Here is a 20,998-nt window from a genome sequence, read left to right as displayed (position 1 = left end):
ATGCAAGACTCAAGCCAGCCGGATGGCGGCCGACAGGATGCCCAGCGCTTCATCCATCACGGTATCGGGAATCGTCAGCGGGAACAAGAAGCGGATGACGTTGCCGTAGCTGCCGCAGGTCAGCAGCAGCAGGCCGTTCTTCAGCGCATGCTGCTGGACCTTCCTGGCGTACTCGGCGTCGGGCTTGCCGGTGCCGGGCTGGGTGAATTCCACCGCCACCATCGCGCCCAGGCCGCGCACTTCGCCGATCTGCGGCACCGACGACTTGAGCTCGCCCAGCTGGGCCTTGAGCCTGTCGCCCAGGCGCGCGCCGCGCGCCACCAGGTTTTCTTCGGCCATCACTTCCAGCACCGCCAGCGCCGACGCCACCGCCAGCGGGTTGCCGGCATAGGTGCCGCCCAGGCCACCGGGGGCGGGCGCGTCCATCACCTCGGCGCGGCCGCTGACGGCCGACAGCGGCATGCCGCCGGCCAGGCTCTTGGCCATGGTGATCAGATCGGGCAGCACGTCGTAGTGCTCCATGGCGAACAGCTTGCCGGTGCGGCCGAAGCCGGTCTGCACTTCGTCGGCCACCAGCAGGATGCCGTACTCGTCGCACAGCGCGCGCAGGCCGCGCATGAACTCGGCCGGCGCGGCGTAGAAGCCGCCTTCGCCCTGCACCGGTTCCAGGATGATGGCCGCCACGCGGTGCGGGTCGACGTCGCTCTTGAACAGGCCCTTGACGGCGTCCAGCGCGTCGTCGCTGCTGATGCCGTGCAGCGCGTTGGGGTAGGGCGCGTGGAACACCTCGCCCGGGAAGGGACCGAAGCCCAGCTTGTACGGCGCGACCTTGCCGGTGAGCGCCATGCCCATCATGGTGCGGCCGTGGAAGCCGCCGGAGAAGGCGATGATGGCCGGGCGGCCGGTGTGGGCGCGGGCGATCTTGACGGCGTTTTCTACCGCCTCGGCGCCGGTGGAGAAGAAGGCGGTCTTCTTGGCGTAGTCGCCCGGGGTGACGGCGTTGATGCGCTCGGCCAGCTCGACATAGCTCGCATACGGCACGATCTGGTAGGCGGTGTGGGTGAACTTCTCCATCTGGGCGCGGATGGCGTCGAGCAGCTTGGGATGGCGGTGGCCGGTATTGAGCACGGCGATGCCGGCGGCGAAGTCGATGAAGCGGCGGCCCTCTACGTCCCACAGTTCGGAGTTGGAGGCGCGTTCGGCGTAAAAGTCGCACATGACGCCGACGCCGCGCGGGGTGGCGGCGTTCTTTCGTTGCTGCAGCTGCTCGTTGCTGAGGGCCTTGCTGTTCATTGCTTGCTCCGGGTGATGAGGCGCCGTGGCGGCGCGGGAATTGCTTGATCCGGAAACAATACTAAAACCGCATTGGCCCTGTAATATAGAGCCAATTTCAATTATTTGATGGTGCCACTTGAAACTGGTCTCGCTTTCCGATTATCTGCTGCTACGCATCAATCGCACCCCTTCGAAAACCACTTCGGACAAGTCCAAAGCGGCCGGAGCGGGCAAAAGCAATGCGGAAAAAGCGCTTGGGAAGGGGGCGGAAAAGACGACCGCAAACGGGGCGAAAAAGCCGGACGACAAGGGCGCCGCCAAGCCGGCCGAAAAGATGCCGGTCAACCGCCAGATCTACCAGCTGATCCGCGAAGCGATTCTGGCCCATACGCTGCCGGCCGGCATGCAGTTGCCGTCCTCGCGCGACCTGGCGGGCGAACTCGGCATGTCGCGCAATACGGTGACCTACGCCTATGAGCAGCTGCTGGCCGAGGGCTACCTGGAAAGCCGCACCGGCGCCGGCACCTTCGTGGCCGACACCGCGCCCGACCAGATCCCGGAGGCGGCCGAGCGCATCGAGCCGCTGACCGACCCTTCCGGCAAGTCGGAGCTGTCGGCGCGCGGCGCGCTGCTCACACGCATGGCCGGCGTGGGCGAGCGGCAGTGGGGCGCGTTCATGCCGGGCGTGCCGGATGTGACCTGCGTGCCGCACAAGGTATGGAGCCGGCTGCAGAACAAGCACTGGCGGCGCTCGAACTCGGACCTCCTGACCTACGGCCCGGGCGCCGGCTATGCGCCGCTGCGCGAGGCGGTGGCCGAGTACCTGCGGGTGGCGCGCTCGGTGAACTGCAATCCTTCGCAGGTGCTGATCACCACCGGCATCCACCAGTCCATCGACATCGTGGTCAAGCTGCTGGGCGAGCACGGCGACTCGGCCTGGGTCGAGGATCCCTGCTACTGGGGCACGCGCAGCGTGCTCAACTCGCTGGGCATCCAGTCGGTGCCGATTGCGGTCGACCAGGAGGGCATGCGCATGCGCCTGGCCAACCTGCGCCGGCCGCCGCGCTTCATCTGCACCACGCCTTCGCACCAGTATCCGCTGGGCATGGTGATGAGCCTGTCGCGCCGGCGCATGCTGCTGGAGTACGCGGCCGCGCACAAGGTATGGATCATCGAGGACGACTACGACAGCGAGTTCCGCTACGGCGGCCGGCCGCTGGCGTCATTGCAGGGCATGGACACGCACGACCGGGTGCTCTACATGGGCACCTTCAGCAAGATCATGTTCCCGGGCTTGCGCATCGGTTTCCTGGTGGTGCCGGAGTCGCTGGCCAAGGCCTTCTCCACCGGCATCGCCGAGCTCTACCGCAACGGCCAGGTGTTCCTGCAGGCGACCCTGGCCGACTTCATGGCCGAAGGGCATTTCGCCTCGCACATCCGCAAGATGCGGGTGCTGTACGCCGAGCGGCTGCAGCTGCTGATGCAGTCCATCGGGCGGCATTTCGGCGAGAAGATGGCGATCACCGGCGGCGAGGCCGGGCTGCACCTGGTGCTGGGGCTGCCGCAGGAATGCGACGATGTGCTCATATGCGAACAGGCGCTGCAGGCCGGCATCATCGTGCGGCCGCTGTCGCGCTACTACATGCACGCGCGCGGCGCCCGGCGCGGCTTGCTGCTGGGCTACGCCAGCGTGCCCAACGAGGAGATCGCGCGCTCCTTCGACAAACTGGCGGCGGTGATCAAGCGCCACCTGCCTGGCTGATCTCGCGCTCCAGGTCTTCGTTCAGGGCGGCGCAGCGCGCCGCCAGCAGCGCCTGCAGCTGGCGCACCGCCGGCGAATACTGGCGCCGGTGCGGACACACCATGTGCAATTGCGCCGCCTCGCCGCGCAGTTGCGGCAGCACGATGGACAGGCGCCGCGCGCGCACGTCGGCGCCCACGTCCAGCCACGACTTGTAGGCGATGCCTTCGCCGGCCACCGCCCAGCGCCGCACCACGTCGCCGTCGTCGGTCACCAGCGGCCCGCCCACCTGTATCGTGCGCCCGCCGTCGGCGGGAAAAAACCATTTGTCGTAGACCCGGCCCTGCAGCTGGTAGATCAGGCAATCGTGGCGCTTGAGCTCGTCGGCGGTCTGCGGCGCGCCGTGGCGTCGCAGGTAGTCGGGCGAGGCCACCAGCACGCGGCGGTTGTCCGGCGCCAGCGGCAGGGCGATGAAGCTGGCGTCGTCCATGCGGCCGTAGCGGATGGCGATGTCGACCGGGTCGCGGAAGACATCGGTGACCTGGTCCGACACCAGCAGGCGCAGGTCCAGCCGCGGATTGGCGCGACGAAACTCCGACAGCCACGGCAGCAGCACGTTGCGTCCCAGGTCGGACGGGGCGGCCACCTGCAGCGTGCCGGCCAGTTCGGCGTCGTCGCTGCGCAGGCCTTCCCGGCCTTCGCGCAGGGTCTGCAGCGCCTCCTGGGCGTAGGGCAGGTAGCGTTCGCCCTCTTCGGTCAGGCGCAGGCTGCGGGTGGAGCGGGCGAACAGGCGGATGTCGAGCTCGCGCTCCAGGCGCTGGATCGCCGCGCTGACCTGGCCGGGCAGCAGGTCGGCCTCGCGCGCGGCCTGGGAAAAGCTGCCCAGGGCGGCCGAGCGGAGGAAGAGATGGAGATCTTCGAGGCGGATCATTTTCACACCAGGAGTGAAAGTCTTGATCGGAATGGCGGCTGTTCAGGGCACCGCCGGTTTCTTAATATGGCTTCCAAGGGCGAGGCGTGTGGTGAACGGCATGCCGCCCAGGTCCACTTTATCTCCGGAAAAGGAAATCACATGAAAGCGATAGTCTACACGCAGCACGGCCTGCCCATTGGCGACGCCAACGCCCTGGTCGATACCAACCTGCCCGAGCCGACGCCCGGTCCGCGCGACCTGCTGGTCGAGGTCAAGGCGATTTCGGTCAATCCGGTCGACACCAAGATCCGCGCCGGCGCCCCGGTGAAGGAGCCGCGCGTGCTGGGCTGGGACGCATCCGGCGTGGTGCGCGCGGTGGGCGCGGAGGTAACGCTGTTCAAGGCCGGCGACGAAGTCTTCTATGCCGGCTCGATCACCCGTCCCGGTTCCAACAGCGAGCTGCACCTGGTCGACGAGCGCATCGTCGGCGCCAAGCCCAAGAGCCTGGGCCACGCCGATGCGGCCGCCATCCCGCTGACCGCGATCACCGCCTGGGAGCTGCTGTTCGACCGCGTGGCCGTTGCTGAAAACGGCGGCGAGGGCAAGCGCCTGCTGATCATCGGCGCCGCCGGCGGCGTGGGCTCGATGCTGACCCAGCTGGCGCGCAGGCTGACCCGCCTGACCGTGATCGGCACCGCCTCGCGTAAGGAAACCGCGCAATGGGTCGGCGAGCTGGGCGCGCACCATGTGATCGACCACAGCCAGCCGCTGAAGGAGCAGCTGCAGAAGATCGGCCACCCGGAGGTGGACATCGTTATCAGCCTGACCCATACCGACCAGCACTACGCCCAGATCGTCGAGGTGCTGGCGCCGCAGGGCAAGTTCGCGCTGATCGACGATCCGGCCACGCTGGATGCGGTGCCGTTGAAGCGCAAGAGCATCTCGCTGCACTGGGAGCTGATGTTTACCCGCTCGATGTTCGGCACGCCGGACATGATCAAACAGCACGAATTGCTGCAACGGGTCTCGTCGCTGATTGACGAGGGCGTGCTGCGCACCACCACCGGCGAGAACTTCGGCCGCATCAACGCCGACAACCTGCGTCGCGCGCATGCGCTGATCGAAACCCACCGCGCCCGCGGCAAGGTGGTGCTGGAAGGTTTCTGAGGCCGGCGGGGGAGAGGGTGAAAGTTGCCTGATATGCAATGAAACCGGGCGCGGGCCCGGCGCATGGTAAATTACGGAGTCTGGGCCGGTGGATTGCGCCCGGGCCCCTCGACAACCCCCATAGGAACCCTAGTTGGAAAACATATTACTGATCGTCGCGGCCTTCTTCCTGGTCGCGTTGAACGGTTTTTTCGTCGCAGCAGAATTCAGCCTGGTGAAATTGCGGCAAACGCGCATCCGGGCCATCGCAAAAACTCAAGGCGTACGCGGCCGCATCCTGGCCGTGGTCCACAATCAACTGGACGCCTATCTCTCCGCCTGCCAATTGGGCATCACGCTGGCCTCGCTGGGCCTGGGCTGGATCGGCGAACCGGCCTTCGCACGCCTGCTTGAGCCCTTGTTCACCCTGGCCGGCGTCACCAACGTGGAACTGATCCACGGCGTGTCCTTCGTGTTCGCCTTCTTCGTCATTTCCTTCCTGCACATCGTGGCCGGCGAGCTGGCGCCGAAGTCCATGGCCATCCGCAGCCCGGAAAAGCTGGGCCTGTGGTGCGCCATGCCGCTGTACGGCTTCTACTGGATGATGTACCCGCTGATCTGGGTGCTCAACGCCAGCTCCAACTGGCTGCTGCGCGTGGCGGGCCTGGGCAACAGCCATGGCCACGACGCGCATTATTCGTCCGACGAGCTCAAGCTGATCCTGCGCGCCGGCAACACCGGCGCCAAGAACGGCAAGTTCACCCGCGACGAATGGAACGTGCTCACCCAGAGCCTGAACTTCGCCGAGATGGACGTGGCCGACATCATGCGCCCGGCCAGCGAGATCGTTTCGCTGGGCGACGACAAGACGCTGGCCGAGAACCTGGAGATCGTCTATCGCAACCGCTTCTCGCGCTATCCGTACTTCGACGCCGAGCATCGCCAGGTGTTGGGACTGGTGCACCTGAAGGACGTCTTCCTGGCGCAGCAGGACGGCCGCGCCATCGCCGACCTCAAGGCTTACCTGCGCCCGGTGCAGTTCATCTCCCCGGCCTTGCCGGCGCTGGACCTGCTGCGGCGTTTCCGTACCGGCTCGCCGCACTTCGCGCTGATCGGCAAGAAGGGCCAGTCGCCGGACGGCTTCATCACGCTGGACAACATGCTCAGCCTGCTGGTGGGCGAGATCCGCGACGAGTTCCGCCACAACACCGGCGAGTGGACGCGCCAGGACGACGGCACGCTGCTGGGCAAGGGCAGCCTGCCCATCGTCACGCTGGAGAACATGCTGGGCATCGACATCGAGTACGACGACAGCATCGACTCGGTGGGCGGCCTGGTGATGGAAAAGCTGGGCGACCTGCCCAAGGAAGGCCAGCGGATCGAGTTCGCCGCCTTCGACGTGGTGATCAAGCGCATGTCGGGGCCGAAGATCGTGCTGGTGAAGATCTATCCCAAGCAGCAGGAGGTGCAGGAATAACGCCGCGCCTCGCGGCGGCGCGAGCCGTTGCGGGTTTGGTGCTCTTCTTTCGTGCCGTCCCTGAAGAGGTCGCTGCCTGTCGGCGCTGGCCATGTTTTTCAGGTGCCTGGCGGGTGCCGCGAACGTCATCAGAAGTCTGATCAAGGGGGGCCGCTGGATAGGCTTTCCCGCAGCGCTGCAAAAAAAAACCGCGATGTTCAATACATCGCGGTTTTTTTTCGTGCAGCAATCCGGCATAGCGGCTTGGGCTCATCCCATTGCGACATCCGGTTAAAACTTGTTTGGTTTTTTTCTCTAATTTCGGGAGCGCACGCAGTAATCGGATATTGCCTGTCTTGCAACAGTCCATGCAGTGGCTGCCTATCGCGCTCTAAATGTTGCGCGGCACGGCCATTCATTTCATCAAAGAAAAGGACTTGTCCATGAAGAAAAAACACTATTCGGGGCTGCTGCTTTCCACGCTGTTTCTTCCCGTGCTGGCCACGGCGGCCGACCAATCCGGCAGTTGGTACGTCGGCGCCCGTGCGGGCGCGGCCAGCACGGCTGAGACCGGGCAGAACTATACCAATCCCCGGGTGCAAGGCATCGTGTCGTCGAATGACTCATCTCAGGCCAAATTTGCAAGCATCCTTGTGGGCAGGACGTTCGACGCCAGCCCGCTGAGCGTCGAGCTGGAATACCAGCGCCAGGGCACCAGTGATTTCCAGCGCAATACGGTAGGAATCTGTCCGGCGTCGGTCTGCGGTTCTCCGCTGGCGTTCAATGGCTTCAATTCGGTGCGGGTGAAATCGCAGGCGTTGTTCGTCAACCTGGGCTACCGGATTCCGCTGGGCTCCCCTGCCGCTTCCGTCACGCTGAACGGCGGCGTCGGCATGAGCCGCAATACGACTTCAGGCAACCAGATCTTCACCTTGCCGGCTACCCCCAACGCCGGCTTGCTGCAAGGCGAACGTTTTCGCGCCAACAGCGAAAACAGCCTGGCCTGGAATCTTGGCGCATCGTTCAACTATATGTTGAGCAAGAGCACGACGTTGGATGTAGGTTACCGATACGTCAATTTCGGCAAGTTCAATATGCTTTCCGACGGAACCCTGACCCCTGCATTCCGGAATTCCGAATCCTTCGGCGGCACCCTTGTGGCGCATCAGTTCTTCACAGGCCTGCGCTATCGTTTTGAGTAAGTAGGCAAGCGTATTGCTGACACCTATCGGGGATATCCCGGAGCGTGAAAAAAATGCCGCCAGGAGCAAACCTGGCGGCATTTTCTTTTTTTCGCGCAGCGATCAGAAACCGATCGTACGACCGTCCGGATTGCGCGGATCGGAGAAGCCGTAGAAACCGTCCGGCTTGATCTGGATAGTCTGGGTGCGGCCCATCGAGGGCTGGACGCTGACCTTCTGGCCCTTGTCCTGCAGGATCTTGATGGTGTCGGCCGACAGGCCCTTTTCCACGCGCAGCTGGTCCGGCGCCCACTGGTGGTGGATGCGCGGCGTGATGGTGGCTTCGGCCACGTTCATGTCGTGGTCGATCACGTTCAGGATTTCCTGCAGCGTGGTGGTGATGATGCGGCTGCCGCCCGGGCTGCCGGTGACCAGGAAGGGCTTGCCGTCCTTGAGCACGAAGGTGGGCGACATCGACGACAGCGGGCGCTTGTACGGGCCGACCGCGTTGGCGTCGCCGCCGACCAGGCCGAACGCGTTGGGCACGCCCGGCTTGGCGGAGAAGTCATCCATCTCGTTGTTCAGGGTGATGCCGGTGCCGGTAGCCACGATGCCGCTGCCGAAGTTCAGGTTCAGCGTGTAGGTGGTGGCCACCAGGTTGCCGTCCTTGTCCGCCACCGAGAAGTGCGTGGTCTGGTCGCTCTCATACGGCTGCGGCTGGCCTGGTTTGATCTCGGAGGACGGCGTGGCGCGGTCCGGGTTGATCTTCTTGGCCAGTTCGTCGGCGTAGGCGCGCGAGGTCAGGCCCTTGACCGGCACCTTGGTGAAGTCCGGGTCGCCCAGGTATTCGGAGCGGTCGGCGTAGGCCAGCTTCATGGTCTCGGCCATCAGGTGGATGGTCTGGGCGCTGTCGGCGCCGTACTGCTTCAGCGGATAGCGTTCCAGGATGTTCATCATCTGGATGATGTGCACGCCGCCCGAGCTCGGGGGCGGCATCGACATCACTTCATAGCCGCGGTAGTTGCCGGTCACCGGCACGCGCTCGACCACCTTGTAGTTCTTCAGGTCGTCGGCGGTGATCAGGCCGCCGTGCTTGTCCATCTCGGCCACGATCTTCTTGGCGATGGCGCCGTCATAGAAAGCCTTGGCGCCTTGCTTGGCGATCAGGCGCATCGACTTGGCCAGGTCCTTCTGCACCAGCATCTCGCCGGCTTGCAGCGGGCGGCCGTCCTTGAAGAAGATGGCCTTGGAGGAGTCCCACTGGCCCAGGTGCTCGCGCTCGGCGGCCAGGATCAGCGCCAGGCTGGGGCTGACCGGGTAGCCCTTTTCCGCCAGTTCGATGGCCGGCTGGATCACCTGCGACAGCTTCATGGTGCCGTACTTGGACAGCGCATGGGTCAGGCCGGCGACCGTGCCGGGCACGCCGACGGCCAGGTGGGTGTAGAGCGAACGGCCGGGCACCACGTTGCCCTTGTCGTCCAGGTACATGTTGCGGGTGGCGCGCTGCGGCGCCATCTCGCGGAAGTCCAGCGCCACGTTCTTGCCGGTCTTGGCGTCGTGGATCATCATGAAGCCGCCGCCGCCGATGTTGCCCGCGTTGGGCAGCACCACGGCCAGCGCGAAGCCGACGGCCACGCCGGCGTCGATCGCGTTGCCGCCTTTCTTGAGGATGTCGACGCCGACCTTGGTGGCCAGCTCCTGCTCGGTGGCGACCATGCCGTTCTTGGCATAGACCGGGCTGATGATGTCGTAGGTGAGGTCGTACTTGACGACCGGCGCCGCCGGCGGGGGAGTCTGGGCGGTCGCCGGCATGAAGGACAGCGCGCCGCACAGGGGCAGCAGGGCCAAGGCGGCCGGCTTGCAAAGTCCCGTGAACTTTTGCATGTGGATTCTCCTGAGTGTCTGGACTTGTTGTGGATCGTTGTTTGTTATTGATGCGCCGTTTCCGTGGCAGGAGGCTGACGGATCACGGCACCCGACGATTGTAGAGTCTGGCTCGCGCCTGTCTATAGGAATCGTCTGACACGCGGTGGATTATTGAAGGCGCTTTCGTCCACGCGGGTGCGATATCGATGAGCTTCCCGCCGCTGGTCACGGCGGCCGGACGATAGCACTTCGCGCCGCTGCGGGGCAGGGCCAGCGGCGGTGCTTTTGATGGGGCCAGTCGATGAAAGACGATGCTGCGCCGCGGCAACCGGACAGACCGGCGGCCCGGCCACCAGGCTTCAGGTGCTCTCGCGCACGGCGAGTTCAAAGCCGAGGTCGAGGCGGCCCTTGGGAATGTCTTCTCCGCGCAGCTGGCTGATCAGCATCCGGGCCGACTTGTAGCCGATGTCGTAGCGCGGCGTGACCACGGTGGTGATGGAGGGCGTGGCGCAGGCGGCCCAGGAGAGGTCGTTGAAGCCGGCGATCGCCATGCGTCCCGGTACCGCGATGCCGCGGCGCTGGCACTCGAACAGCGCGCCCAGCGCCAGGTCGTCGTTGCAGCAGAACACGGCGTCGCAGTCCGGATTGGCGTCCAGCACCCGGCGCAGCAGCTGGGCGCCCATGTCGACCGTGGTCGGCAGCGGCAGCAGCACTTCCACTGCGCTCTGGATGCCCGCGTCCTGCAGGCCTTTGCGGAAGCCCTCGCGGCGCTTCATCATGCGCGGGTCGAGCTGGGCGGCGATGAAGGCGGGACGCTTGTAGCCGCGCTCGGCCAGGTGGCGCGCCACGGCGTAACCGGCCTTGGTCTGCGAAAAGCCGACCGAGAAATCGTCGTTGCTGCGGCCCAGGTCGAACATGCGCACCGCGGGGATGGCGCGGCTGGCCGGGCGGCTTTGCAGGATCTCGTGCTGCTCGCTGCTGGAGAGCAGGAAGCCCGCCGGCGCATGGGCCAGGTAGGTCGAGATCAGCTGCTCTTCCTTGTCGCGCGCATAGCCGGTCTCGCCGATCAGGAACTGGTAGCCGGCTTCGGCCAGGTAGTCGCGAATGCCCGAGAGCGTCTCGATGAACACCGCGTTGGTCAGCGACGGCACCAGCACCGCGATCACCTGCGAGCGCGCCGAGGCCAGCGTGGCCGCCGCCTGGTTGGGCACGTAGCCGAGCTTGTCGATGGCCGCCATGATGCGTTCGCGCGATTGCTCCTGCACCAGCGCCGGCGTCTTCAGCGCGCGCGACACCGTCATCGGGCTGACGCCGGCTTCGGCCGCGACGTCGATGATGGTGACCCGGCCGGTGGCCCGGCTGCCTTTCGGGATGGCGGATGCCTTGTGGTTCTGTGCTGCGCGCTTGCTCATGGGCATGGGTATTTTTGGATTGGCGACATGATACCCCGCCCGCCGCCGGGCGGCGACGGCAAGCCGTTTCCCAGGTTCAATATTTCGCGCGGCGACGACCGCCGTCTGCCGCAGCGCAGCACAACAAGTGTTTGACCCATGCAAAATGTTAGCGTTATCATCGCGCCCCATGTTAACGCTAACATCCGAACCTCCGGGAACACGGCGGCGGTGGCAGCCGAGGCATACCACACTCAGGAAGTGACGCATTCATGACTGACCCCATGGAGCGTCCATCACAAACACTACGAAGATAGTGCAGACGAATGCGCCGCCCGCCAATGCGCGGCCGCCGGAGACGTACGCCCCCGCGCCCTGACGGTCGCCGGGGCCTGTCGCCGCGCGGCCGCGTGCACGGGCTGCGCGCCGTCGGCTATCGGCATATGGAGATCCCATGCTGGGCATGAGCCACGAAGCAAGCTTGCTGTTGAACGCAGTCATCGCCATCGCCGCGCTGATCCTGATGATCACGCGCCTGCGCATCCACCCCTTCATCGCACTGACCATTACCTCAGGCTTTCTCGGCCTGATCTCCGGCATGCCGCTGCCCAAGATCGTGAAGTCCTTCCAGGACGGCTTCGGCGGCGTGCTCGGCTTCGTCGGCATCGTGCTGGGCCTGGGCACCATGCTGGGCAAGCTGATGGCCGAGTCCGGCGGCGCCGACCAGATCTCGCAGACGCTGGTGCGCGCCTTCGGCCGCGAGCGCGTGCACTGGGCGATGATGATGGGCGCTTTCCTGGTCGGCATCCCGCTGTTCTTCGAGATCGGCTTCGTGCTGCTGATCCCGCTGGTGTTCATCGTGGCGCGCCGTTCGGGCGTGCCGCTGTTCAAGATCGGCATGCCCATGCTGGCCAGCCTGTCGGTGATGCACGGCCTGGTGCCGCCGCACCCGGGACCGCTCTTGGCCATCGGCATCTTCGGCGCCGACATCGGCAAGACCATCTTCTACGGCCTGGTCGTGGGCCTGCCGACGGTCATCATCGCCGGTCCGATGTTCGGTTCCTTCATTTCCAAGTACGTCGACATCAAGCCCTCTGACGAGCTGATGGAGCAACTGGCGCGCGAGCCGCAGACCAAGAACCTGCCGGGCTTCGCCATCACCCTGATCACCGTGCTCTCGCCGGTGTTCCTGATGTTGCTCAAGACCCTGGTCGACGTCACCCTGCCCGAAGGCCACGCCCTGCGCGACCTGATGGACTTCATCGGCAACCCCATCGTGGCGCTGCTGGCGGCGCTGCTGCTGGCGATCTGGACCTTCGGCATCGCCCGCGGCTTCACCCGCCAGCAGGTGCTGAAGTTCGTCGACCAGAGCCTGGCGCCGACCGCGGCCATCGTGCTGATCATCGGCGCCGGCGGCGGCTTCAAGCAGATGCTGGTGAACTCCGGCGTGGGCACCGCCATCGGCCAGCTGGCCGTGCATGCGGAGATCTCGCCGCTGCTGCTGGCCTGGTTCGTGGCCGGCGTGATCCGCGTGGCGACCGGTTCGGCGACGGTCGCCACCATCACCGGCGCGGGCATCGTGGCGCCGCTGGTGGCGCTGATTCCCGGTACCAACAAGGAACTGCTGGTGCTGGCCACCGGCGCCGGCTCGCTGATCCTGTCGCATGTGAACGATGCGGGCTTCTGGCTGGTCAAGGAATACTTCAACATGAGCGTGGGCGAAACCTTCAAGACCTGGACGCTCATGGAAACCCTGATTTCGGTTGTTGCTATCATCTTCATCATGCTGCTCAACCTGGTCGTGTAACCGCTTTACCCGCCCGGCCTTGCGCCGGGCTTTTGTCTTAAAGGAAACCAACATCATGTCCGCTACTCCCCGCTACATGCTCGGCGTCGATCTCGGCACCACCAGCACCAAGACCGTCGTCTTCACCCTGGATGGCAAGGTGGTCGCGCAGCACGCGCAGGAGTATCCGGTGCTGTGCACCGAGCCGGGCATGGCCGAGCAGGACCCGCAGCAGATCTTCGAGGCCGCGCTGGGCTCCATCGCCGGCGCGGTGAAGGCGGCCGGAGCCACGCCGCAGGACATCGCGCTGCTGTCCTTCAGCGCCGCCATGCACAGCGTGATCGCGCTGGACGAGGCCAACGGCCTGCTGTCCAACAGCATCACCTGGGGCGACATCCGCGCCTCGGTCTGGGCCGAGCGCATCAAGAAGGAATTCGACGGCAACGCCATCTACCGCCGCACCGGCACGCCCATTCACCCGATGTCGCCGCTGTGCAAGCTGATGTGGATGCGCCATGAGAAGCCGGAGGTGTTCAGCAAGGCGGCGCGCTTCGTGGGCATCAAGGAATACGTGATGTTCCGCCTGTTCGGCGAGTGGGTGGTGGACCATTCCATCGCCTCGGCCACCGGCATGTTCAACCTGCGCCAGCTGGACTGGGACCAGGACGCGCTGGCGCTGCTGAAGCTCGATGCGGCGCAATTGCCCAGGCCGGTGCCGACCACCTACCGCCTGCCGGCGTTGAAGCCTGACATGGCGCAGCGCCTGGGGCTGGCCACCGATACGCCCTTCATCATCGGCGCCAACGACGGCGTGCTCTCCAACCTGGGCGTAAACGCCATCGAGACCGGCCACGTCGCCGTGACCATCGGCACCTCCGGCGCCATGCGCACCGTCATCAACGAACCGCTGACCGATCCGCACGGCCGCCTGTTCTGCTACGCGCTGACCGAGAAGCACTGGGTGGTGGGCGGCCCGGTCAACAACGGCGGCAACATCTTCCGCTGGGTGCGCGACGAGCTGGCCACGGCCGAAGCCGCCGCCGCGCGCGAAGAGGGCGTCGATCCGTATGAAGCGCTGACCCGCATCGCCGAGAAGGTGGCGCCGGGCGCCGAGGGCCTGCTGTTCCATCCCTTCCTGGCGGGCGAGCGCGCGCCGCTGTGGAACGCCGACCTGCGCGGCTCCTTCTTCGGCCTGGGCCTGCACCACGGCAAGCACCACATGATCCGCGCCGCGCTGGAAGGCGTGATCTTCAACCTCTACAGCATCCTGCCGGCGCTGGAAGACCTGGTCGGCCCCACCAAGCGCATGATGGCCACCGGCGGTTTCGCGCGTTCGGCGCTGTGGCGCCAGATGATGGCCGACATCTTCAACCGGGAGGTGATGGTGCCCGAGAGCGTGGAATCGTCCTGCCTGGGCGCGGCCGTGCTGGGCGCCTATGCGCTGGGCCTGGTGGATTCGCTGGAGGCGATCTCCGGCATGGTCGGCTCCAACCATCATCACAAGCCCGAGGTCGACGCGGTCAAGGTCTACGGTCGCCTGCAACCGATCTTCGCGGCCATCCCGGCCAAGCTGGAACCCGAATACCACGCCATCGCCGCCTTCCAGCGCGAGATGGTCAAACCTAAATAATCGATTCGTAGCGACCCACCTCAATCACGGAGACGACATGACAGACAAGACTGCGGCGCTGCCCGCCGGGCTGAAGCAATTTTCGCTGGAGGGCAAGCTGGCCCTGATCACCGGATCGTCGGGCGGCATCGGCCTGGCGCTGGCGCGCGGCATGGCGCAGGCGGGCGCGGCCATCGTGCTCAACGGGCGCGATGCCGGCAAGCTGGCCAAGGTGGCGCAGCAGTTGCGCGACGAAGGCCACACCATCCATGAATCCAGCTTCGACGCTACCTCGAACGAGGCGGTCAAGGCCGCGGTGCAGAAGATCGAGGGCGAGATCGGCGCCATCGACGTGCTGGTCAACAACGCCGGCATCCAGCGCCGCAATCCGCTGGAAGAGTTCAAGGAATCCGACTGGCACGACATCATCAACACCAACCTCAACAGCGTGTTCTACGCCGCGCAGGCGGTGGCGCGCCACATGATCGGCCGCGGCCGCGGCAAGATCATCAACATCTGCTCGGTGCAGAGCGAACTGGGCCGTCCGGGCATCGCGCCTTACGCGGCCACCAAGGGCGCGGTCAAGATGTTCACCAAGGGCATGGCGATCGACTGGGGCAAGTACGGCATCCAGGTCAACGGCCTGGGCCCGGGCTACTTCAAGACCGAGATGAACATGGCCCTGGTCAACGACGCCAAGTTCACCGACTGGCTGGTGGGCCGCACGCCGTCGCGCCGCTGGGGCGACGTCGAGGACCTGGTCGGCGCCGCGGTGTTCCTCGGCAGCGACGCCTCGCGCTTCGTCAATGGTCACATTCTCTACGTCGACGGCGGCGTCACCGCCACGCTCTAACAATAATCAGCAGCACTCAGGACAATTCAGGACAACTCAGGAGACCACCATGCAACAAGGCATCGTCATCCACGCGCCGCACGACCTGCGCATCCAGGAACTGGACACCGGCGAGCTGCAGCCGCAGCAACTGAAGGTCAAGGTCAAGGCCGGCGGCATCTGCGGCTCGGACCTGCACTACTACCACCACGGCGGTTTCGGCGTGGTGCGCATCAAGGAGCCGATGGTGCTGGGCCATGAGGTCTCGGGCCAGATCGCCGAAGTCGGTTCGGCGATTGCCGACATCGCTCCCGGCACCCGCATCGCGATCTCGCCCAGCCGTCCCTGCGGCGCCTGCAAGTACTGCCAGGAAGGCAAGCAGAACCACTGCCTGGACATGCGCTTCTACGGCAGCGCCATGCGCACCCCGCACGTGCAGGGCGCGTTCCGCCAGGAGATCGTGATCGAACGTTCGCAGGCGCATGTGGTGGCCGACCACGTCAGCGACGGCGAAGCCGCCATGGCCGAGCCGCTGTCGGTGGCCTTGCACGCGGTGCGCCGCGCCGGCCCGCTGGTCGGCAAACGCGTGCTGGTGACCGGCTGCGGTCCCATCGGCGCACTGGTGGTGATCGCCGCCCGCCGCGCCGGCGCGCTGGAAGTGGTGGCCACGGATGTGGCGAAGATGCCGCTGGAAACCGCGCTGAAGGTCGGCGCCGACCGCGCCGTCAACATGGCCGAGACACCCGATGCCCTGAAGGCCTACGCCGCCGACAAGGGGACCTTCGACGTCCTGTTCGAAGCCAGCGGCAACGAGCGCGCGCTGGTCGGCGCGCTGGAAGCGCTGCGCCCGCAGGCGATCATCGTGCAGGTCGGCCTGGGCGGCGACATCAACTTCCCGGCCAACCTGCTGGTGGGCAAGGAGTTGGACTGGCGCGGCGCGTTCCGCTTCCATGAAGAGTTCGCGATGGCGGTCGAGCTGATGAACAAGAAGCTGGTGGATGTGAAGCCGCTGATCTCGGCCACCTATCCGATCGAGAAATCGGTGGAAGCCTTCGAGATCGCCGGCGACCGCTCGAAGATGATGAAGGTACAGATCAGCTTCGCGTGATACGGCGGGATGGTGCGTCGATGCAGGGCAGGCCGCGAGGCCTGCCTTTTTTATTGAGCGCAGAGTTGGCGCAGCGTTGGTGATGCGGGCTGCCCTGTCTGGATCGGCGCCTGATGCCGTGTTGAAACATTGTCTATAGACAATATGTCTTCTCATCGCATAAGATTTCTCCCTCGCAGACAAGGGGGAATCTGTCACTGCAGGCGCAGCCGGCCATGAGGCTTGCGGCGCATCGCCAGGAAGGATTTCGTCTGCTCTCCCGCCTCCTTTTTTGATCGATCGCTTTCCGGATGGAAGGGCGAGGGGGCGGCTTTATCCAATCATCCGACGAAACAAGAACATGCAAAAAAACCTGAAGCATCTTTTCCTGGCCTCACTGATTGTCCTCAACGGTTGCGCCGGCCATCGCGCCGCCAACGATGCGGCGCCGGCGGCTGCTACCGCAGCCCCCACCACCGGCGCCAGCGGCCCGGCCGACAACGGGGTGAAGGCGGATGCGGCCAAGCCCGTCCCCGGCGCGCTGAATGTGGTTTACACCACCAATTTTCCTGATGGCAGTCGTTTGAAGGACACGCCGACGGAGATCATGATCGTGCGCAGCGAGACCACGCAAAAGGCGGCTGCCGGACAGACCGCTCTCGCGATTCTGACCTTCGCGTTCGGCGGTGGCGCAGGGTTCAGCGGCTTCAGCAAGGAATCGCTGAAGGGAGAGAAGATCGAAGACGTGAAGGATCGCAACAACATTCGCAATACGGTATCGACCGACTTCACGGCGCACTTGCGCGAGCAGCTCAATGCCGAGATGGATGTCAAGCGCAGTCAGTACAAGGCAGTGTACAAGCACCCCGTCAGCGTGGCCGGCGGCAGCAGCCGCCTCATCTACGAAAGCCTGACCGGCGAAGAGTCGAAGCAGTTCAGGATGAATACAGAGCTGGAGGTCTACAAGAAGAAGGAGGGCGCGGGCATGTTCTCCGTGAATCCTTTCGAGCGTGTCTCCTGCAACCGCGTCTCGGAGAAGGCCCTCCCATTGGACGACTGGATGAAGGACGACTACGTCATGGTGCGCCAATGGATGGACGAGACCCTGCAGCTGTGCGCCGACAAGGTGATCGCGGCCTTGCCGAAAATGTTGGCACGCTGATGGTCTGACGCACTGATGCTTGAATGAAGAAGGGCCGCATTCCCGGGGGGAATGCGGCCCTTTTTGATGCAGAAGGCGGTCGTGCGCGATCAGCGCAGCGCTTCGACGATCTTGTCCAGCTTCACCGCATCGGCCGCGAACAGGCGGATGCCTTCGGCCAGCTTTTCGGTCGCCATCGCATCGGCGTTCAGGGCCAGGCGGAAGGCCTTTTCATCCAGCGAGATGCGTTCGATGTCGGCAGCCTGGGCGGCATCGCGGCTCAGCTTGCGCTCGACCGGCGCATCGGCGTCGGCCAGCTTCTGCAGCAGCTCGGGGCTGATGGTCAGCAGGTCGCAGCCGGCCAGTTCGACGATCTGCGAGGTGTTGCGAAAGCTCGCCCCCATCACCTCGGTGGCATAGCCGAACTTGCGGTAATAGTTGTACACAGCCTTGACCGACTGCACGCCCGGGTCGTCGGCGCCGGCGTATTCCTGGCCGGTGGATTTCTTGTACCAGTCGTAGATGCGGCCGACGAAGGGCGAGATCAGCTGCACCTGCGCCTCGGCGCAGGCGATGGCCTGCGGCAGCGAGAACAGCAGGGTCAGGTTGCAATGGATGCCTTCCTTTTCCAGGATCTCGGCGGCGCGGATGCCTTCCCAGGTGGAGGCGATCTTGATGAGCACGCGCTCGCGCTTGATGCCGGCTTCCTCGTACAAACGGATCAGCTCGCGGCCCTTGGCGACCGTGCCTTCGGTGTCGAAGGACAGGCGGGCGTCGGTCTCGGTGGAGACGCGACCCGGTATCAGTTTCAGGATTTCAAGGCCGAAGGCGATCAGCAGGCGGTCGATGATCTGTTCGGTGCTCTTGCCGGCATTGGCCTTGACGACGTTTTCCAGCAGCGGCTTGTATTCGTCCTTTTGCACCGCCTTCAGGATCAGCGAGGGATTGGTGGTGGCGTCCTGCGGCGCGAAGGCCTTCATGGCCTGGAAGTCGCCGGTGTCGGCCACGATGGTGGTGTACTGCTTCAACTGGTCAAGCTGGCTCATGGGAAGTCCTGGTTGCAAAGTTGGAAGGAAGGCTCAACAGCAGCATTGTACGCAATCGCGGCGGCCTGTCTGTCGGCCAAAGACTGATCCTTGACCTGTCGCAGGCTGCGGGCGCTCAGCGGAAGAAGGAGTCGAATTGCATGTCGAACTTCTGCAGCGACTTCTGCGCGTTCTGCATCTGGCGGCGGAACTCGGGACCGCGGCGCAGCGCCAGCCCCACGGCCAGGATGTCGATCACCACCAGGTGCGCCAGGCGCGCCGAGATCGGCGTGTAGGGGTCGATGTTGAAGGACAGGTCGATCGGCACCAGCACCGTGGCCAGCTCGGCCAGCGGCGTGCCGGAGGGGCCCAGCACGATGATGTCGGCGCCGCCTTTCCGGGCCAGCTGGATCGAGCGCAGCAGCGCCGCGTTGCCGCCGCGCTGGGAGATCGCCACCACGCAGTCGCCGGCCTTGAGCAGCGAGGCCGCGATGCTGTGGATGTGCGGGTCGGAGTAGGCCACCGTGGGCACGCCGGAGCGGAAGAACTTGTGCTGGGCGTCGTTGGCCACGATGCCGGAGGTGCCCTGGCCGTAGAACTCGATCTTGTTGGCGCGCGCCAGCACGTCCAGCGCCAGCTGGATCGCGTCGGGATTGAGGTGGTTGCGCAGGTCCAGCAGGGTGTTGATGGAGCGGCTGCAGATCTTGTTGACCAGGTCGGCGGCCAGGTCGTCCTGGGCCAGCGTCTCGTCGGCGCCGGGCAGGGCCAGCGCCAGGCTTTGCGCCAGCTTGAGCTTGAAGTCGTGCCAGCCCTCGTAGCCGATGGCGCGGCAGAAGCGGATCACGGTCGGCTCCGACACCTCGGCGTTCTTGGCCAGCGCCGTCAGGTTTTCCGCCAGCGCCAGCTGCGGATTGGCGAGCACGGTCGCGGCCACCTTCTTCTCCGACTTCGAGAGGGAGTTGATGTGGGTGCGGATGGAATCAAGCAGCATGGACATGGCGCGACCTGGGCTTTCCTTTAGGGCATCTGGACGTCAGACCTCGGGCAGCGCTTCTTCGCGCCACTGCAGGCCGTCGCGTCCGATCAGGGCGCTGGCCGCGGCCGGGCCCCAGGTGCCGGCGTTGTACGGAATCGGGTCGGCTTCCTGCTGGTCCCAGTGGTTGAGGATGGGTTCGACCCATTCCCAGGCCGCTTCCAGCTCGTCGCTGCGCATGAACAGGGTCAGGTGGCCGCGCAGCACGTCCAGCAGCAGGCGCTCGTAGGCGTCCATGCGCGGGGTCTTGAATTTCTCGCGGAAGTCCAGTTCCAGCTCGACCGGGCGCAGGCGCATGCCGTCGCCGGGCTGCTTGGCCATCAGGTTCATGTGCAGGCCTTCGTCGGGCTGCAGACGGATCACCAGGCAGTTCGGGGTGTCGTTCTGGTGCGCGAAGATCGAGTGCGGCACGCTCTTGAAGCGCACCACGATTTCGGCCAGCGAGTCGGCCATGCGCTTGCCGGTGCGCAGGTAGAAGGGCACGCCGGCCCAGCGCCAGGTCTCGATCTCGGCCTTCACCGCGACGAAGGTCTCGGTGCGCGATTCGGGATTGGCGTCGGCCTCCTTGCGGTAGCCCGGCACGGCGGTGCCGTTGACGTGGCCGGCGCGGTACTGGCCGCGCACCACGTTCATGGCCAGCGTGGTCGGCGTGAAGCGCTTGAGCGAGCGCAGCACTTTCAGTTTCTCGTCACGCACGGCATCGGCCGAGTTGGAGACCGGCGGTTCCATGGCGACGATACACAGGAGCTGCAGCAGGTGATTCTGCAGCATGTCGCGCAGCGCGCCGGAGGTGTCGTAGTAATCGAAGCGGCCGCCCACGCCGAGCTCTTCGGCGATGGTGATCTGCACGTCGGAAATCCATTCGCGGCGCCACAGCGGCTCGAACAGCACGTTGCCGAAGCGCAGCGCCAGCAGGTTCTGCACCGCCTCCTTGCCGAGGTAGTGGTCGATGCGGAAGATCTGCGATTCCTCGAAGTACTGGCCGACCTGCTTGTTGATGTCGCGCGCGCTGGCGAGATCGCGGCCCAGCGGTTTTTCCAGCACCACGCGCGAGCTCGGCGTCACCAGCCCGGCCTTGGAGAGGTTTTCGCAGATGGAGGCGAACAGGCTGGGCGGCGTGGCCAGGTAGAACACGCGCGCCAGGCCGTCGGCGTCGCGCAGGGCGTCCTTCAGGTGCGAGAAGCTGGCGCCTTCCTTGGCGTTGACCGAGGCGTATTGCAGGCGGCCGCAGAAACGTTCCCATACCGTCGCGTCCAGGTTGGCGGCGGGGATGTGGGGTTTGGAGTCCTTCTCGACGATCTTCAGGAATTCTTCCTTGGTCTTGTCGTCGCGGCCGATGCAGACGATGCGCGCCTCAGGCGGCAGGTCGCGGGCGCGGTCGCGCGCGTACAGCGCGGGCAGCAGTTTGCGCATCGACAGGTCGCCGGTGCCGCCGAATAAAACCAGATCGAAATCGGAAATAGCCATGATGTGATATCGGTTCGTATGCGTTGGTGGAAGCGCGCGCGGCGCGCCG

The 20,998-nt window shown here is 65.3% G+C and carries 16 protein-coding genes; 9 read left to right on the top strand and 7 right to left on the bottom strand.

Annotated elements, in window-relative coordinates; all coding sequences use genetic code 11:
* Positions 1 to 9 precede the first annotated feature (9 nt).
* Positions 10 to 1,293: a 4-aminobutyrate--2-oxoglutarate transaminase gene (gene gabT / locus CEJ42_RS09865; protein ID WP_088750870.1), complete on the bottom strand. Its 1,284-nt coding sequence runs from the start codon at positions 1,291 to 1,293 to the stop codon at positions 10 to 12.
* A 118-nt stretch (positions 1,294 to 1,411) separates the two neighbouring features.
* Here gabT and pdxR point away from each other — a divergent pair, with 118 nt between their 5' ends.
* Entirely contained in the window at positions 1,412 to 3,037 is a 1,626-nt protein-coding gene (gene pdxR, locus CEJ42_RS09860) for a MocR-like pyridoxine biosynthesis transcription factor PdxR (protein WP_088750868.1), read from the top strand.
* Here the strand turns inward: pdxR and CEJ42_RS09855 are convergent.
* Positions 3,015 to 3,947 (bottom strand): LysR family transcriptional regulator, encoded by a 933-nt coding sequence (locus CEJ42_RS09855; RefSeq protein ID WP_088750866.1) that lies wholly within the window; start codon positions 3,945 to 3,947, stop codon positions 3,015 to 3,017. The genes pdxR and CEJ42_RS09855 overlap by 23 nt on opposite strands.
* Positions 3,948 to 4,088: 141 nt before the next feature.
* On the opposite strand from CEJ42_RS09855, the gene CEJ42_RS09850 reads away from it, so the two are divergent.
* The 3 genes from CEJ42_RS09850 (at position 4,089) to CEJ42_RS09840 (ending at position 7,733) form a co-directional block, all read left to right on the top strand.
* Positions 4,089 to 5,096 carry a zinc-binding alcohol dehydrogenase family protein gene (locus CEJ42_RS09850; protein WP_088750865.1) on the top strand — a complete coding sequence of 336 codons (1,008 nt, stop codon included), beginning with the start codon at positions 4,089 to 4,091 and terminating at the stop codon, positions 5,094 to 5,096.
* A 133-nt stretch (positions 5,097 to 5,229) separates the two neighbouring features.
* On the top strand, positions 5,230 to 6,552 hold the full coding sequence (locus tag CEJ42_RS09845) for a hemolysin family protein (protein ID WP_088750863.1): 1,323 nt from the start codon (positions 5,230 to 5,232) through the stop codon (positions 6,550 to 6,552).
* A gap of 422 nt (positions 6,553 to 6,974) precedes the next feature.
* Entirely contained in the window at positions 6,975 to 7,733 is a 759-nt protein-coding gene (locus tag CEJ42_RS09840; RefSeq protein WP_165774415.1) for an outer membrane protein, read from the top strand.
* A gap of 102 nt (positions 7,734 to 7,835) precedes the next feature.
* Here the strand turns inward: CEJ42_RS09840 and ggt are convergent, their stop codons facing one another.
* A complete protein-coding gene (gene ggt, locus CEJ42_RS09835) occupies positions 7,836 to 9,596 on the bottom strand; it encodes a gamma-glutamyltransferase (RefSeq protein ID WP_079216310.1) in 1,761 nt (586 codons plus the stop codon).
* A gap of 341 nt (positions 9,597 to 9,937) precedes the next feature.
* Positions 9,938 to 10,990, bottom strand: coding sequence for an HTH-type transcriptional regulator GntR (gntR, locus tag CEJ42_RS09830; RefSeq protein ID WP_088751155.1), 1,053 nt, complete (start codon positions 10,988 to 10,990; stop codon positions 9,938 to 9,940).
* Between the two features lie 433 nt (positions 10,991 to 11,423).
* Between gntR and CEJ42_RS09825 the strand changes: the two genes are divergently transcribed.
* The 5 genes from CEJ42_RS09825 to CEJ42_RS09805 all read left to right on the top strand — a co-directional run bounded on the left by CEJ42_RS09825 (position 11,424) and on the right by CEJ42_RS09805 (position 17,445).
* Positions 11,424 to 12,776 carry a GntP family permease gene (locus CEJ42_RS09825; protein ID WP_088750859.1) on the top strand — a complete coding sequence of 451 codons (1,353 nt, stop codon included), beginning with the start codon at positions 11,424 to 11,426 and terminating at the stop codon, positions 12,774 to 12,776.
* Positions 12,777 to 12,831: 55 nt separating this feature from the next.
* Positions 12,832 to 14,385: a gluconokinase gene (gntK, locus tag CEJ42_RS09820; RefSeq protein WP_088750857.1), complete on the top strand. Its 1,554-nt coding sequence runs from the start codon at positions 12,832 to 12,834 to the stop codon at positions 14,383 to 14,385.
* A 37-nt stretch (positions 14,386 to 14,422) separates the two neighbouring features.
* Positions 14,423 to 15,217: a glucose 1-dehydrogenase gene (locus CEJ42_RS09815; RefSeq protein ID WP_088750855.1), complete on the top strand. Its 795-nt coding sequence runs from the start codon at positions 14,423 to 14,425 to the stop codon at positions 15,215 to 15,217.
* Between the two features lie 49 nt (positions 15,218 to 15,266).
* Positions 15,267 to 16,304 (top strand): L-idonate 5-dehydrogenase, encoded by a 1,038-nt coding sequence (locus CEJ42_RS09810; RefSeq protein ID WP_079216302.1) that lies wholly within the window; start codon positions 15,267 to 15,269, stop codon positions 16,302 to 16,304.
* A 340-nt stretch (positions 16,305 to 16,644) separates the two neighbouring features.
* Positions 16,645 to 17,445: a hypothetical protein gene (locus CEJ42_RS09805; RefSeq protein WP_088750854.1), complete on the top strand. Its 801-nt coding sequence runs from the start codon at positions 16,645 to 16,647 to the stop codon at positions 17,443 to 17,445.
* Between the two features lie 89 nt (positions 17,446 to 17,534).
* Here the strand turns inward: CEJ42_RS09805 and tal are convergent, their stop codons facing one another.
* The 3 genes from tal to zwf form a co-directional block, all read right to left on the bottom strand.
* Complete coding sequence (gene tal, locus CEJ42_RS09800; protein ID WP_079216297.1) at positions 17,535 to 18,470, bottom strand: transaldolase; 936 nt, start codon at positions 18,468 to 18,470, stop codon at positions 17,535 to 17,537.
* A gap of 115 nt (positions 18,471 to 18,585) precedes the next feature.
* A complete protein-coding gene (locus CEJ42_RS09795) occupies positions 18,586 to 19,440 on the bottom strand; it encodes an SIS domain-containing protein (protein ID WP_079219183.1) in 855 nt (284 codons plus the stop codon).
* Between the two features lie 42 nt (positions 19,441 to 19,482).
* The gene (gene zwf / locus CEJ42_RS09790) at positions 19,483 to 20,949 is read right to left on the bottom strand and encodes a glucose-6-phosphate dehydrogenase (RefSeq protein ID WP_079216295.1); all 1,467 of its coding nucleotides are present in this window, start codon (positions 20,947 to 20,949) and stop codon (positions 19,483 to 19,485) included.
* Positions 20,950 to 20,998 lie beyond the last annotated feature (49 nt).

The organism is Herbaspirillum robiniae (assembly GCF_002213415.1).
Classification (GTDB): domain Bacteria; phylum Pseudomonadota; class Gammaproteobacteria; order Burkholderiales; family Burkholderiaceae_D; genus Herbaspirillum; species Herbaspirillum robiniae.
Note: the sequence above shows the minus strand (reverse complement) of the source record. Positions and strands in the feature narration are given on the sequence as shown.

What these genes read in the sequence shown, in the direction of transcription:
- CEJ42_RS09850 (WP_088750865.1), top strand. Translation starts at nt 4,089, where the DNA reads ATGAAAGCGATAGTCTACACGCAGCACGGCCTGCCCATTGGCGACGCC.
- tal (WP_079216297.1), bottom strand. Translation starts at nt 18,470, where the DNA reads ATGAGCCAGCTTGACCAGTTGAAGCAGTACACCACCATCGTGGCCGAC.
- CEJ42_RS09825 (WP_088750859.1), top strand. Translation starts at nt 11,424, where the DNA reads ATGCTGGGCATGAGCCACGAAGCAAGCTTGCTGTTGAACGCAGTCATC.
- ggt (WP_079216310.1), bottom strand. Translation starts at nt 9,596, where the DNA reads ATGCAAAAGTTCACGGGACTTTGCAAGCCGGCCGCCTTGGCCCTGCTG.
- zwf (WP_079216295.1), bottom strand. Translation starts at nt 20,949, where the DNA reads ATGGCTATTTCCGATTTCGATCTGGTTTTATTCGGCGGCACCGGCGAC.
- gntK (WP_088750857.1), top strand. Translation starts at nt 12,832, where the DNA reads ATGTCCGCTACTCCCCGCTACATGCTCGGCGTCGATCTCGGCACCACC.
- CEJ42_RS09815 (WP_088750855.1), top strand. Translation starts at nt 14,423, where the DNA reads ATGACAGACAAGACTGCGGCGCTGCCCGCCGGGCTGAAGCAATTTTCG.
- gntR (WP_088751155.1), bottom strand. Translation starts at nt 10,990, where the DNA reads ATGAGCAAGCGCGCAGCACAGAACCACAAGGCATCCGCCATCCCGAAA.
- CEJ42_RS09840 (WP_165774415.1), top strand. Translation starts at nt 6,975, where the DNA reads ATGAAGAAAAAACACTATTCGGGGCTGCTGCTTTCCACGCTGTTTCTT.
- CEJ42_RS09810 (WP_079216302.1), top strand. Translation starts at nt 15,267, where the DNA reads ATGCAACAAGGCATCGTCATCCACGCGCCGCACGACCTGCGCATCCAG.
- CEJ42_RS09795 (WP_079219183.1), bottom strand. Translation starts at nt 19,440, where the DNA reads ATGCTGCTTGATTCCATCCGCACCCACATCAACTCCCTCTCGAAGTCG.
- gabT (WP_088750870.1), bottom strand. Translation starts at nt 1,293, where the DNA reads ATGAACAGCAAGGCCCTCAGCAACGAGCAGCTGCAGCAACGAAAGAAC.
- CEJ42_RS09805 (WP_088750854.1), top strand. Translation starts at nt 16,645, where the DNA reads ATGCAAAAAAACCTGAAGCATCTTTTCCTGGCCTCACTGATTGTCCTC.
- CEJ42_RS09855 (WP_088750866.1), bottom strand. Translation starts at nt 3,947, where the DNA reads ATGATCCGCCTCGAAGATCTCCATCTCTTCCTCCGCTCGGCCGCCCTG.